Below are 13,875 nucleotides of genomic sequence, written 5' to 3' on the forward strand. Positions count from 1 at the left end.
TACTTTTGTATAAATTTTTTTTGATGCAGAGCAGATATCCTCAGAAACCGGGAATAGATTTTATACTGAAGCAGGCTTTTTTCTACTGGAATAAGACACTTTTCTTTCAACTTATATTTTCAATTTTTTATTTTGGAATTTTTTTCACCGTGCTTTTCTTCTTTGATGGGAAGTATGGTATTTTAGAACAATATGCAGAAGCGGCAAAATATGCAAAAGATGGTTTGGAAGCCTATTCTGCACAGGTTATAAAAATGCAGTCTACTCCGGAATTTCAGTATTTTTCATGGGCTGTTTTAGGAACGTCTATCTTCCTGTACCCATTGAATATTGGTTTTTTCCAGATTTACAGAAAAATTGATCTGAATGAGAAGCTGGAACTGGGAGACTTGCTCGTCGGATACAATGGATTTAATTTTTTCAAATACATCGGCTATTATATTTTCTGGTCGTTTGTTTATTTGTACACCTTTCAGACTATTATTCTTGCCGTGATCTGGGTTTTTGTTACTGTCTTTGTAGCTCCGCTTATGTTTTTTACTAATAAGAGGATTTTTGAAGCCGTTTCATTGAATGTTCAAGCCTTGAGAAAGTATTTTCTGGAGATATTGGTATGCGCTATAGTCGCCGTTTTCTTTAAATATATTGGTTTTATGCTGTTTTTTGTAGGTGGCCTTTTTACATTCCCTTTTTGGAATGCAATGATTTATTCATTATACAAAACAGTTTTCTCTGAAAAAAGTTAAATTTTAAAGATGTTTAATATGTTTTTTTGTCAAAAAAAGTTAATTTTGGTGAAATCATTAAATATTAAACTATGTCAGAATTTAACGAATTTGACCAGCAGGGGTCCGTTCCGAACAGAGATACCGGATCTATCATTTCGCATTCCTTTGAAATGTATAAAGGAGTTTTCCTTTACGGGATTGTAGCGATGATCATTTATATTGTTGGAGGCTTTTTAATTCAGCTTGTCAGCGGTTTCAACTCTGCTTCCATGATGGAGGAGATGAGGGATGCCGGAGGAGATTATTCTACCTTTAGCTACTGGAATGTTCCGGGGTTTTCACTTTATCTTTCATTATCAGGTCTTTTGGGAATTTTACTGGCTCCTCTATATGTAGGTCTTATCTACATTGTTAATAAATACAATACGAAAAGCCAGATAGATTTTGCAGATCTTTTTATCGGATATAAGCAGAATTTTGTGAATATTCTGATCTACGGGATTATTTCGGGGATTATTTCCACTGTTGCTATGAGTCTGTGTTTCTTCCCTATTATCTTCGTTTATCCTTTCCTTTTATTGGGATATCCTATTTTATTATTCGAAAATGCATCAGCTACTGAGGCGTTAGGTAAATCTTTCAATATTGCAAAAGAAAATTATGGAACATTTCTTGGAGCTACCGTTGTAGGCGGGCTGGTTTCTATTGCAGGAGTTATTTTGTGTGGTATCGGTATTATTTTAACGGCACCATTTATGATGATCGTTATGTATTCTACCTACTGTGCTTTTTTAGGGAAGCCAAGACAGATTGCATTTAAAAACTAAAAATTAAATAAAGACGAATGATAAATAAGGATAAACAGATCAGCAGTGTTGCGATAAAACAGGTTGCGCTGATAACCATAATTCTGGTGCTTGCAGGTTTAATCTGCTTCAACCTTTCCCTGTTTATACCTTCTGTACTTGGAGCCATTACAATTTATGTAGTCTGCAGAAGATACAATTTCTACCTGCAGGAAGAGAAAAAATGGAAGCCGTGGCTTTCTTCTCTTGTGCTGATGCTGGCCAGTCTTATCATCCTTATTCTTCCCGTCTATTTTATTGCTGATCTGCTGATTGACAAATTAGGAAATGCCCAGGTGTACATGGCCAAGTTTAATGTATTTCTGGACAAAATCCATTCTTATATCTATTCCAAAACGAATTTTGATATTCTCAGCAAAGAAAATATGGATAAAGTAAAAAGTTCTGCCGGAAGGTTTTCCACTTCTGCACTCAGCGGAACTTTTAACACACTTACCGTAGTGATGTCCATGTATTTCATACTCTATTTTATGCTGGCGAGTCCAAGACTGTTTGAGCGGATTCTGAGTTCATCGGCACCGCTGAAAAGAGCCAATATTTCGTTGATTGGCGAGAAACTGAGAAAGCTGATTATGGCCAATGCAATAGGAATTCCTGTTGTAGCTCTGGGACAAGGGATTGTTGGGCTTATCGGGTACTTCATATTCGGAGCTCCCAGCCCGGTTCTTCTTTTTGCACTCACAGCAGCAGCATCCATGATTCCGGTTGTAGGAGCGGCCATTATTTATGTTCCGGTTTGTATCTTTATGATTGCAGAAGGGAATACAGGTCAGGGACTTGGTCTTGCGGCTTATTGTATAGTTGTGGTAGGACTTACAGATAATTTGTTGCGTTTTACACTCTTAAAAAAGCTGGAAAATATTCACCCGCTGAATACCGTATTCGGAATTATTATGGGGATGAATTTATTCGGTTTTATGGGGCTTATTTTCGGCCCGATTCTGATCTCGTTTACCCTGCTTCTTATTCAGGTTTACAGAAACGAATTTTCGGACGAAGACACGCCTCCTGAGCTCGAATTACCCAATAAAGATAAAGATCAGGGAAATAAAGTAGATTTAATTATATAAATGTGGAAGGACTCAATTCAGAAATACTAAAAGAAATATGCATCGTTAAGATGCCTTTTGGAAAATACAAAGGAATCGTACTCGCAGATCTCCCGATAAGCTATCTGGAATGGTTTAACAGAAAAGGAATGCCGCCCGGAAAACTGGGAATGCAACTTTCAACCGTTTACGAAATCAAACTGAATGGTTTAATGGAGCTTCTGATACCGATTAGAGCTTCAATAAAACGATAAAGAATTAGCGCTTGATTATTTTGATCAAGCGCTAATTTTTTATTTAAATATTTTCTAATCTACTTTCTTTTAGCTTTTAATTGCAAAAAATACGTTCAATAAAAATGAAGCTCCCCATTCACTGACAAAATTGTCTACCCGGGAAATACTAACAGTAAGCCTGGTCTTTCCGGATACATTCTGTAATGAGACAAAAGAAACGGCAAATAAATCTGAATATCCGGAATTATTCCCGGCTGTCATTGTCGGGAAAATTTTGGAGGTATCTGAAAATGGAGCTCCCTGATATTCATAAGTTATGGTCATACGCGCTGGAGACCTGTTAGAAACGGGAACAAATGATGTCTTTTGTATCACCCACCAATTGTCTGAGTCATAGGCCGTATTGGTATGATTATTAAAATCCGCTACAAAAGTATTATGTACGGGAATTATTAACTGAAAACTTTGGAGTGATATATTGGAAGCTTTAGTATAACCTAATGTACCATCTGTTCTCATTACAACTGCATTGGGAAAGTTTGTTACATTGCTTCCGTCCAAAGCGCTCCGTACCCTGATATTTCCTTGTATATCAATTTTCTCCGAAGGTGTATTTGTCCCAATCCCTACATTGCCAGAGGAAGTCACAACAAAATCATTGAGTTGTTGAGCAGTTGTGGGTGTTCCTGTGCTGGGGTTATCCTTTGCAGCATCCACATGTAGCACGCCTTGCGGGTTTGGGGTGTTGATTCCGACTTGAGAATACACTGACCCCGATAAAATAATAGAAAGAATAAGAATAATTTTTTTTTTCATCACGTAGTTTTTTTTATTGATTTATAGCTGTTTACAGTGTGTTAAAGTTATTTAACTAAGGCAAACTTATAAAGTTTGTCATTTTTTTCAAATTTAAAATGGGCAATTCATAGATTTGGCCTTTAAATGGTTCTTTTCCCGTATTTTAAATTGATTTTTTTTATAAAAAATTTGTAAAAATGAAAATTTTATAAATAGCTATTGCATTATTATTACAGGTTTTCAGTTTAATTCAACTAAAAACCAGAGCTTTATACCAAAATTATTTTTGAGTTATGCTAAAAATGGTTTATGTTAGCCTATGAAAGGCATTCTAGGACTATTTAATAGAGAAGTTAAAGTTTAATGGAAAACAGGGATATTATTTTCTGCCGTGTATAATATGAAATTACGAAGTTTAGCAGCTATAGAGAACATAACTGCTAGGTTATATATTGTATTGATAGGGCACGGGACTCTTCCTTTCCAATACTTGCGGAATAAGAGAGTCAGGGATTAAATAATGACTACAAAGTTTGGAATAATCCTTATGAGTTGATAAAAGTTTTGTGAAAAAACAGTTTCGGGCGGCATCTTCGATGCCGCCCGAAACTATTCTTATCAATAATTATTCTTTTAAAGCTGCAATCTCATCTCTGAGTTGGGCCGCTTTTATAAAGTCAAGGTTTTTGGCAGCTGCTTCCATTTCTTTCTGTTTCTGGCCAATCATTTTCTCAATATCTGCATCTCCGTAGTTGGCTTTTGTTTCCGCCACTTTTTGAAGGATTTCTTTCTGCGTATATTTTGGATCCGGGAAATCTTTGCTTCTTCCGACAAGGTTTTCAGAAATCTTTTTATTTAAGGCCTGAGGAACGAGTCCGTTGGCTTCATTGTGCTGCATTTGTTTGTTGCGTCGGTATTCTGTTTCATCAAGGGCTGCCTGCATAGATTTTGTAATTTTATCGGCGTACATGATGGCTTTTCCGTTGACGTTCCTTGCGGCACGTCCAACCGTCTGTATCATGGATCTTCTGCTTCTCAGCATCCCTTCTTTGTCGGCATCCAGAATCGCGACCAGAGATACTTCCGGAAGGTCCAATCCTTCCCTTAAAAGATTGACTCCAATCAGCACATCAAACAGTCCCAGACGAAGATCCTGCATAATCTGAATACGTTCAAGCGTTTCCACATCAGAGTGAATATATCTTGTTCTGATTCCAAATTTCATAAAATATTTCGTAAGCTCCTCCGCCATTTTCTTAGTCAATGTTGTTACCAGAACCCTTTCATCAGCATCAGCCCTTTTCCGGATTTCCTCCATTAAATCATCAATCTGATTTAAACTTGGTCTTACTTCGATGATAGGATCCAGAAGGCCTGTCGGACGGATAATCTGCTCAATATAAGCTCCTCCCGTTTTCTCCAGTTCATAATCTGCAGGGGTTGCAGAAACATAAATCACCTGGTTTTGCATACTCTCAAACTCTTCAAATTTAAGAGGTCTGTTGTCCATAGCGGCAGGAAGTCTGAACCCATATTCCACGAGCGATTCCTTTCGGCTTCGGTCGCCTCCGTACATCGCATGTACCTGCGGAACAGTTACGTGGCTTTCGTCAATAACCATCAAGAAATCCTTTGGGAAATAGTCGATAAGGCAGAAAGGTCTTGAACCGGGAAGTCTTCCATCCAGATATCTTGAATAGTTCTCAATTCCTGAACAATAACCTAGTTCCTTGATCATCTCAAGATCGAGCTCGGTTCTTTCCTGAAGTCTTTTGGCTTCCAGAGGTTTTTCAATAGAATGAAAGAAATCTACCTGCTTTACCATATCATCCTGAATACTTCTGATCGCTCCGTTTAAGGTTTCTTTTGAAGTAACGAAGAGATTGGCCGGATAAATTTGGATATGATCGAAATTAGACTCTACATTTCCGCTTACCGGATCAAAGCTTTGGATTTTTTCAATCTCATCACCAAAAAACTGAATTCTTACCGCATTGTCAGCATAAGCCGGGAAAACATCAATAACATCTCCTTTTACGCGGAAAGTTCCTCTTTGAAAATCTCCCAGTGTTCTGGCATACAATGCATTCACCAAAGAATGGAGCAGAGCAGTTCTTGTTACCTTCTCTCCGATGGCTAATGTAATCAACGATTTATGGAATTCAGAAGGGTTTCCGATACCGTAAATACATGAAACAGAGGCTACAATCAATACATCTCTTCTTCCCGAAAGCAGGCTGGCTGTTGCGGAAAGACGAAGTTTTTCCACTTCCTCATTAATGCTCAGATCTTTTTCGATATAAGTTCCGGTAGTGGCAATATAGGCTTCCGGCTGGTAATAGTCATAATAACTGACAAAATATTCAACAGCATTATCCGGAAAGAATTCTTTGAACTCCATGAATAGCTGAGCCGCAAGTGTTTTATTGTGAGCAAGAACCAGTGTTGGTCTTTGCACATTCTGTACGACATTGGCCACGGTAAAAGTCTTTCCGGATCCGGTTACACCGAGAAGGGTCTGATATTTTTCGCCGATCTCGATGCCTTCTGTAAGTTTCTCGATCGCCTGTGGCTGGTCGCCGGTAGGTTTATATTCTGATTGAAGATTAAAGTTCATAGGAGATGATGTATACAACAAAAATACGAAAGAAATTTTTAGCCTTCATAAAGTATTTGAAGATGACTGTTTTGGCTGTAAATTTTTCACCTCTTTGGAATGTATACAAAATAAAAAGCGCTAAAATAATAGCGCTCTTACGATATAACTTACTGAAAAGTCATGGTTGCAGGTAATTTGTATATGGTTGCTACTGCTTTTCCATCTTTTGTTGCAGGCTTCCAGCTGGCTTCACTGCTTATTGCTTTGGCAGTTCTTAAAAGCTCATTGGTAAATGCTTCATTATCGCCTGTAGCGGTTACTTGTGTTATTTTTCCGGTCTCATCAATATGGATATAAGCCGTTGATTTGAGCGTTCCTTTTTTGAAATCAAATATGCTTGTATCCATAGTGTTGACTACTTTTTTTCTTAATTCAAGTTGTCCGCCTGGATATTCTGCATCTGTAAAATTCTTATCCGTGTTGGTATTTGTGTTCTTACCTTCGTTACTTACTGTTTTCTTTGGTGGAATGGTATCTGCAATAGCTTTGATACTTTCCTTTTTAATTCCCATTGCGGTATGGGGTTGCTCATCCTTTATCTTTTTGAAATAATCATGAGTCATTAAACTTACCTGATAAGGCTGAGGATTTTTTCCTGTTCTGGCATTCTTACTCACTCCGCTTACCGTGATACGGGCAAAGTCCGACGCTTTATAATTGTTGAGACTGTTGTTTTCGATCTTTTTTGAGTCAATCCAAACGGCATAATTATTTTTGTTTAAATATAATTTCAATTCATCTTCCGTTGGAGTCTGTTTTTTTAAATCAGGGACATTGATGAAAGTCACCTTTTGCTCATTTCTCTGAGCATCGGTCAATTGTGGATACAATTCTTCCAGTCTTTTCTTATCACTGTCAGAGATTTTTTTAGAGAATTCTGCATATTTTCCGCTGTTTAAAAGATCAGCATATTTGCTTAAAATATCTTTGAATTCCTGATACGGATCAGATGTTGATAAACCGGTTGGCCGTTCGCTCTTGCTCAGTTGCGTATCTTTAAATTGTGCAGAATTGTCTGTATATGTTTTTTGAGCAAACAAAGCAGCAGCTGCAACGAGCGTCGTAATGCCGACTGCTTTTTTAAAGACAATGAATTTAGATTTTTTGGTGGTCATCATAATAAAACGTTTTTTGGTGTTGGTAAAATTAAATGAATGGGTAAAAGGCAGGTTTTGTGTGTTGATAATCTCCTCAAGAATCAGATTCTGATAGTCTTTCACATTATATCTGCTCTTCAAAACAGCTTCATCTGCAAGAAATTCATGATTGGTAACGATCGCTTTTTTATAAAGAAAAAGTAACGGATTAAACCATGTGAAAACCTTTAGAATATCCATTAGAATAAGGTCTGTGCTGTGCTTTTGATCCAAATGGCTCTTTTCATGGAGAAAAATCCTCGGATCTATTGTATTGCCGTTCATATAGCCTGTACCTAAGTAAATGGTGTTCCAGAAGCTAAAAGGCGACAGATTTTCCTTAGTAACGATCACATTGTAATTCTGATAAATAAGCCTTTCTCCCTCTATTTTTTTTATGGATCTGATAGCCAGAATACTTCTTATCAGTAAAACAAGGGTAATAGTTCCATAGAGGACCCATAACATATTGGTCCAATCGAAAGTTTCCTGCTCCGGCTGGGTAAGAATAATTTGCTGTGCAGCTTCTTCAAAGATAATCTGTGGCTTGTTTTCCGGTTTTGAAAGCTGTACCGGAATAGAAATAAACGGTATCACGTAAGAAAAAACCAGAGAAAATAACAGGTAAAACCGGTTGAATCGGTACATTTTCTCTCTTTGCAGCAATAGATAATATAGGGCAATAAATACAGAAGAGCACAAAATGATTTTTAAAATAACCGTCAACATCGCTATTCTTCTATTTGCTGATCTATAATGTCACGGAGTTCTTTCAGCTGTTTCTGACTTAATTTGGCATTAGAAGTAAAAAAAGAAGCAAACTGAGTCACAGAACTGTTGAAAAAACGGTCAATCATGGAGGTCATCTCCTCGTTGAAATATTCCCCTTTCTCTACTTTCGGATAGTATTCACGGGAATTTCCATATAGTTTGTATCCTACCAGATCCTTGTTTTGCATTCTTTTCAGCAGAGTAGCGATGGTAGTTGCTGCGGGTTTGGGCTCCGGATAAGAATCAAGGATATCTTTCATGAAGATGCGCTTCTTTTCCCAAAGGATTTCCATCAATTTTTTTTCGGAATCAGTTAATTTTATATCTTTCATTCTACAATGTTGTAATTTATTCTACAAATGTAGAATAAAAATTTATTTGTGCAAACTTTTATGGCATTATTTTTCTATTTATCTTTTTACACTAATCACAACCCTATGAAATTCAATTACCTTTATGTATCCGCAATCAGTTTTATTTTGTTTTTATCATCCTGCAATAAGAATAATGCTAACGCCCAGCAAACAGGAGCTGATGGCAGTGTAGAAACTGAAAAACCCAATACAGATTACAAGCCTGCCTTCAAAGGACAAACCAGAATCAAAGCTGTAAAGACTGCGGTGGCGTACAAAGTGGAGATCCTGAGAAAAGATCTTGGAAGACCCTGGGGAATCATCAATCTTCCGGACGGACAGTTTCTTGTTACCGATAAGAACGGCCATATGAATGTAATTTCTGCAGACGGAAAACAGATTTCCAAATTGGAAGGATTTCCGAAAATAGATTCAAAAGGGCAGGGAGGAATGCTGGATGTAGCGCTTGATCCCGATTTTAAATCTAACAATATCATCTATTTCAGCTTTTCGGAACCTTTTGGAAAAGGAAATCTCACTTCTGTAGCCAAAGGAAAACTTTCATCAGACCTGAAAAATATTTCAGAAGTAAAAGTGATTTTCCGTGCAGAACCTTCTTATGATGGGGATAAACATTACGGCAGCAGATTGGTATTTGACAAGGACGGAAACTTATTTGTAAGTACGGGAGAAAGATCTGACAAAGAAACAAGAGTTTACGCCCAGAAAACAGATAATTATTTAGGGAAAATACTGAAAATTACAAAAGACGGAAAACCAGCTCCGGGAAATCCTTTTATTGGAAAACCTGGATATAAGCCTGAAATTTACGCTTACGGAATAAGAAATCCACAGGGAATGGCGATAGATCCGAACGGAACGCTATGGGATGTTGAAATGGGCCCGAGAGGAGGGGATGAAATCAATCTGATACAGCCCGGAAAAAATTATGGCTGGGGTGATGTTACCTACGGAATTGAATATTCAGGAGCCAAAATCGCAAACGGAACTACCCGGAAAGACGGAACCGAACAGCCTGTTTACTATTGGGATCCCGTAATTTCTCCAAGCGGAATAACATTTTACACCGGAAATATGGAAGAATGGAAGGGAAATCTTATCATCGGATGCCTGAGCGGCGAACATATCAACAGAATCGTGATGAAAGATAATAAAGTGGTTGGGGAAGAGCGTCTTCTTGCCGATCAGAAAGAACGGTTCAGAGACGTTCTGAATGGAATGGACGGAAATCTTTACGCCGTAACCGATAGCGGAAAATTATATAAAATTTCTAAAAAATAAAAAAGAGACTGTTTCGATAGTGTATTTAATTTTAACGCAAAGTTTAATCTAATTATACATAGTGTAGGAGGCAAAGAAGGAATCAATGAAATTGATTCGATGAAGCGTAAGTATAAAACGTTCGCTTATTCTGTGGCGCAGCCACGTCTCTTAACCCACCTTAAAACTAGTACGTAATTAGATTAAACTTTGCGTTAAAATTAAACCCGTTATTCTATCAATGTTTTAAAACTTAAAATTAAGTCTTGCAAAAGCCTGTCTTCCCGCAAATCCCATCTGTACCGGATCAAAAATTCCTCCGGATTCAGTATTGCCATCTACAGAAGCGGTTTGCAGAGTCGGATAACGGTTAAATAAGTTCTTGCTTCCAATCGTAAGGTTGAAGTTTTTAGTAAACTCATAACCGAAAGAAATATCAGTGGTTACTTTTGCTCCATAAAGCTGATAGTCGTCTGCGCCATTGTATCCGATTAATTTCACTTTGTCAAATCTTACGAGCTGCACATTCGCGTTAAACTTATTGATTTTATAGTTTAAATTCAGGTTGATTTTTGTTTTTGGAGCTGAGGCCAGGATGAAAGCTCTTTCTCTAGGACTCAAATAGATTTCTTCTTTTCCTTGCAGCTTATCGGAAGTATTTACTTTAGTGATCTCCATTTCATTATAGTTTCCGGCTAAGGTAGCAGTCAGTTTTCCCATACCAATATTGTCTGCGTAGCTCACAATTACATCTACACCCTTTGTTCTGGTATCTATCGCATTCGTGAAAAACTGGGCTTGGTCAATATGATTGGCCACGAGAATGTCGCCAATTGCATCATCGTCCTGAGAGAAATTTCCGGTCAGTACAATTCTGTCTTTTACTTTAATATAATATCCGTCTACTGTTGCTGTAAATTTTCCCGTATTAAAAGTAAAGCCGGCACTTCCATTCAATGAAGTCTCTTGTTTTAGCTGTGGAATTCCCACTGTTTTTGCAAGGTCACTGTCATTAGAGGCAAGCTGAATAGTTACCAGATTTCCTCCTTGGAAATTGGTAAACTGCAGACTGTAATATTTCTGAGCCAGAGAAGGTGCTCTGAATCCTGTAGAAACCGATCCTCTGAATGCAAACTGCGGAGTAATGGCATATCGCGTAGCAAATTTACCATTGATCGTACTTCCGAAATCACTGTAGTTTTCAAATCTTCCCGCAACGCTGATCATCCATTTCTTCGTAATATCAAGTTCTGTGTCTATGTAAGCGGCAAAATTGTTTCTGTTTTTGTCCACAGTCTGAGAATAGCCCGGGAACCCCTGTGAACCGCCAGGTCTTATATCGCCGGAAATAGGATTGGTGACAAGCTGGCTTTGAGGAGTGTCTGCCGTTACAATATTTCCGTTAATGTCATACATGGCATAAGAAGCTTCCTCTCCTTTAATAATTTCAAATTTTTCATATCTGAATTCAGATCCAAAGGCAATATTCAACCCTTCCAGTACTTTAAATTGCTTGGTCGCATTGAATCCTGTTGTATTCTGAAGAAGAGAATGTCCTCCGGCATTAAAACGTCTCGGAGAGTTTGCTCCCAAAGTTGCGTTGATGGTATTGTCGATTTCATAGGTGAATCTGTTGCTTCCGAAAGCATTGTAGAAATCTACGTCCCATTCGGCAACTTTAAACTTCAGCCCATTATCAAAGGTAAAATCCGTAATGCTGGTATTCTGCAACGGATTGAATCCATTAGGGTATACTTCCGGGATATTTCCGTCTGCATCTGCAGATCTTGTCCAGGCATAGGCATTGGTTTTACGGTGAGAAAATCCTTGACGGGAATAAAATTTCAGTCCGTCAGACAAAGGAAGTTCTACATTTCCGAAGAAATAGACATTCTGAGACTTGGCATCGCCGAACTTTTCCCGCGGCGTAGAATACTTCTCCGGATTGGCATTTCGGATGGTACGTTCTTTATTGATAAATTCTACAGTGAAATTTCCAAAACCTCCTTTATTACCGATTTTTGTTCCCAGATTTCCACTGAAATCGAATAGGGTTCCGTCTATTTTACGTTCAGATACCACATCATTGTTTCCCGGACTTTTAAAAAGGTTCATTCCGTAAAATGCATTTCCTTCAAAACCCTGATTACGGTCATTCAGAATAACGTTAATGACCCCGGCAATTGCGTCCGAACCATATTGGGCAGAAGCTCCGTCACGCAAAACTTCAATTCTTTTGATCGCTCCGATAGGAATGGTATTCATATCAGATCCTGTGTTTCCACGCCCTTTTGTCCCAAAAAGATTGATGAGCGAAGATTGATGATATCTTTTTCCGTTGAGTAGAAGAAGGGTCTGATCCGGACCCAGACCACGAAGCGTAGCCGGATCTACCGCATCAGCTCCATCAGAACCGGACTGTTTATTAGAGTTAAAAGAAGGTGCTGCGAATTGTAAAAGTTGGTTGACCTCTATCTGTCCTGTAGACTGACTTACCTGCTTAATGTCAATAACGTCCACAGGAACAGGAGTATTAATGACCGTTCTCTTTTTGTTGCGGCTCCCGGTAACGGATATTTCGTCTATTTTTGATTCTTTTGAAATAGTATCATTGGTGCTTTGTGAATAAAACATAGATACGGCCCCTAAAAAAAGAACACTTGTGTATATTATTTTCATATTCCATATTGGATTTGGTGATTGTTTCAAAAATATTGAATTTTATTCTCAAATCAATATGAAAATATGTTATTGTGTATTAATTATTTAAATTAAGATTGTTTTTTGTTGGTTTTAGTAAAATATTAATTAATTTGATTAAAAATGTGAAAAATTTTAACTTAAAAACTTTTGATTATTCGCTCCAATCCTTCCTGTAAAATTTCCTGAGAAGTTGAAAAGCAAATTCTGATATGCCCTTCGGCTCCTTTTCCGAACCATCTTTCGGAACCGGGTACTACAGCTACTTTCCCGTACTTCAAAACATGTTGGGCGAATTCGTCACTGGTGAGGCTGTTGTTGATCTTGGGAAATAGGACAAAAGTCGCTTCCGGCAGATTAGGACTTAAAATTTCCGAGTTGTTCAGAATATTGAATGCAAGATCTCTGTTGTGCTGTAAGTGGTTGAGAAATTCTCTGTACCAGGGTTTTGCTCTTTCCAATGCTACACTGGCTGCAATTTGAGACAGCGTAGAAACACCTTCTATCGTTGAATTAAAATTCGATTTCTCTGTAAAATCATCCAGAATCTCCTGATCATTGCATAAAACAGCACCAATTCTCAAGCCCGCAATTCCAAATGATTTTGAAAAACCGTAAACCGTGAAGCTTTTTTTCTTTGCCTCCTCCGAAACAGAGGAATAGGTATGAAAATCTTTATGATCGTAAACAATGTCACTCCATATTTCATCACTCATGACCCAAAGATCATGGGCAGCAGCGATTTCTGAAATCTTCTTTAAAACCTCCTTCGGATATACTTTTCCAAGAGGGTTATGAGGATTGCAGATGCTGATCAGTTTTGTTTTCGGATTGATAAGTTGAACCAGCTTTTCAAAGTCAATGGCAGCTGTTGTATGGTCTACAGGACATAATTGTACCGTGCCGCCTGCAGCTTCTACCGATCTTTTGAACAGAAAATCCACAGGATCTAAAATAATGGCTTCGTCTCCCGGCTTCAGAACGTATGAAGCGATGAGGAACATTCCCTGAGCAGCACTGTTGACGGCCAGAATGTTTTCAGGGGTAAAGCTGCCGTGTTTATTCGTATTGAAATGCTCTGCAACATTTTTTTTGAATTCCGGAAGTCCGGAGAACGGACCATAGCTTAGGTAGCCGTCCTTTATATATTCAATGATTCCCTGCTCAATTTCCGGAGCGGTTCTGAAATCCGGATCTGCCGCGGTAAGAGGGATGATGCCTTCCTCAATGGTGGCCCATCTTCCGTTGTACGCTTTTCTTTTTAAGGCTTCAAAATTAATGTCGTTATTGCTGAACAT

General features: G+C 38.1%; 11 protein-coding genes. 5 read left to right on the top strand and 6 right to left on the bottom strand.

All coding sequences use genetic code 11. The annotated features are described in order from the left end of the window. Positions 1–23: 23 nt before the first annotated feature. The 4 genes from ACM46_RS04235 to ACM46_RS04250 all read left to right on the top strand — a co-directional run bounded on the left by ACM46_RS04235 (position 24) and on the right by ACM46_RS04250 (position 2,897). Complete coding sequence (locus tag ACM46_RS04235) at positions 24–746, top strand: hypothetical protein (RefSeq protein ID WP_048505333.1); 723 nt, start codon at positions 24–26, stop codon at positions 744–746. 71 nt (positions 747–817) lie between these two features. After that, positions 818–1,555, top strand: coding sequence for a hypothetical protein (locus ACM46_RS04240; RefSeq protein WP_048505334.1), 738 nt, complete (start codon positions 818–820; stop codon positions 1,553–1,555). Positions 1,556–1,572: 17 nt separating this feature from the next. After that, complete coding sequence (locus ACM46_RS04245; RefSeq protein WP_048505335.1) at positions 1,573–2,664, top strand: AI-2E family transporter; 1,092 nt, start codon at positions 1,573–1,575, stop codon at positions 2,662–2,664. Positions 2,665–2,666: 2 nt separating this feature from the next. Further along, positions 2,667–2,897: a DUF3820 family protein gene (locus ACM46_RS04250; protein ID WP_083997332.1), complete on the top strand. Its 231-nt coding sequence runs from the start codon at positions 2,667–2,669 to the stop codon at positions 2,895–2,897. Between the two features lie 69 nt (positions 2,898–2,966). Here ACM46_RS04250 and ACM46_RS04255 read toward each other — a convergent pair whose 3' ends face one another. The 4 genes from ACM46_RS04255 to ACM46_RS04270 form a co-directional block, all read right to left on the bottom strand. Continuing rightward, positions 2,967–3,695 (bottom strand): hypothetical protein, encoded by a 729-nt coding sequence (locus ACM46_RS04255; protein ID WP_048505337.1) that lies wholly within the window; start codon positions 3,693–3,695, stop codon positions 2,967–2,969. Between the two features lie 607 nt (positions 3,696–4,302). Beyond that, positions 4,303–6,294 carry an excinuclease ABC subunit UvrB gene (gene uvrB / locus ACM46_RS04260; RefSeq protein ID WP_048505338.1) on the bottom strand — a complete coding sequence of 664 codons (1,992 nt, stop codon included), beginning with the start codon at positions 6,292–6,294 and terminating at the stop codon, positions 4,303–4,305. 149 nt (positions 6,295–6,443) lie between these two features. Continuing rightward, entirely contained in the window at positions 6,444–8,201 is a 1,758-nt protein-coding gene (locus tag ACM46_RS04265) for a M56 family metallopeptidase (protein ID WP_083997333.1), read from the bottom strand. Between the two features lie 2 nt (positions 8,202–8,203). Next, positions 8,204–8,575: a BlaI/MecI/CopY family transcriptional regulator gene (locus ACM46_RS04270; protein WP_048505340.1), complete on the bottom strand. Its 372-nt coding sequence runs from the start codon at positions 8,573–8,575 to the stop codon at positions 8,204–8,206. 105 nt (positions 8,576–8,680) lie between these two features. Here ACM46_RS04270 and ACM46_RS04275 point away from each other — a divergent pair, with 105 nt between their 5' ends. Continuing rightward, entirely contained in the window at positions 8,681–9,898 is a 1,218-nt protein-coding gene (locus ACM46_RS04275; RefSeq protein WP_048505604.1) for a PQQ-dependent sugar dehydrogenase, read from the top strand. A 225-nt stretch (positions 9,899–10,123) separates the two neighbouring features. Here the strand turns inward: ACM46_RS04275 and ACM46_RS04280 are convergent, their stop codons facing one another. Next, entirely contained in the window at positions 10,124–12,556 is a 2,433-nt protein-coding gene (locus ACM46_RS04280) for a TonB-dependent receptor plug domain-containing protein (RefSeq protein WP_048505341.1), read from the bottom strand. Positions 12,557–12,717: 161 nt separating this feature from the next. Further along, entirely contained in the window at positions 12,718–13,875 is a 1,158-nt protein-coding gene (locus ACM46_RS04285; protein WP_048505342.1) for a pyridoxal phosphate-dependent aminotransferase, read from the bottom strand.

This window comes from Chryseobacterium angstadtii (genome assembly GCF_001045465.1).
GTDB classification, from domain to species: domain Bacteria; phylum Bacteroidota; class Bacteroidia; order Flavobacteriales; family Weeksellaceae; genus Chryseobacterium; species Chryseobacterium angstadtii.

What these genes read in the sequence shown, in the direction of transcription:
- ACM46_RS04235 (WP_048505333.1), top strand. Translation starts at nt 24, where the DNA reads ATGCAGAGCAGATATCCTCAGAAACCGGGAATAGATTTTATACTGAAG.
- ACM46_RS04240 (WP_048505334.1), top strand. Translation starts at nt 818, where the DNA reads ATGTCAGAATTTAACGAATTTGACCAGCAGGGGTCCGTTCCGAACAGA.
- ACM46_RS04245 (WP_048505335.1), top strand. Translation starts at nt 1,573, where the DNA reads ATGATAAATAAGGATAAACAGATCAGCAGTGTTGCGATAAAACAGGTT.
- ACM46_RS04255 (WP_048505337.1), bottom strand. Translation starts at nt 3,695, where the DNA reads ATGAAAAAAAAAATTATTCTTATTCTTTCTATTATTTTATCGGGGTCA.
- uvrB (WP_048505338.1), bottom strand. Translation starts at nt 6,294, where the DNA reads ATGAACTTTAATCTTCAATCAGAATATAAACCTACCGGCGACCAGCCA.
- ACM46_RS04265 (WP_083997333.1), bottom strand. Translation starts at nt 8,201, where the DNA reads ATGTTGACGGTTATTTTAAAAATCATTTTGTGCTCTTCTGTATTTATT.
- ACM46_RS04270 (WP_048505340.1), bottom strand. Translation starts at nt 8,575, where the DNA reads ATGAAAGATATAAAATTAACTGATTCCGAAAAAAAATTGATGGAAATC.
- ACM46_RS04275 (WP_048505604.1), top strand. Translation starts at nt 8,681, where the DNA reads ATGAAATTCAATTACCTTTATGTATCCGCAATCAGTTTTATTTTGTTT.
- ACM46_RS04280 (WP_048505341.1), bottom strand. Translation starts at nt 12,556, where the DNA reads ATGAAAATAATATACACAAGTGTTCTTTTTTTAGGGGCCGTATCTATG.
- ACM46_RS04285 (WP_048505342.1), bottom strand. Translation starts at nt 13,875, where the DNA reads ATGTTCAGCAATAACGACATTAATTTTGAAGCCTTAAAAAGAAAAGCG.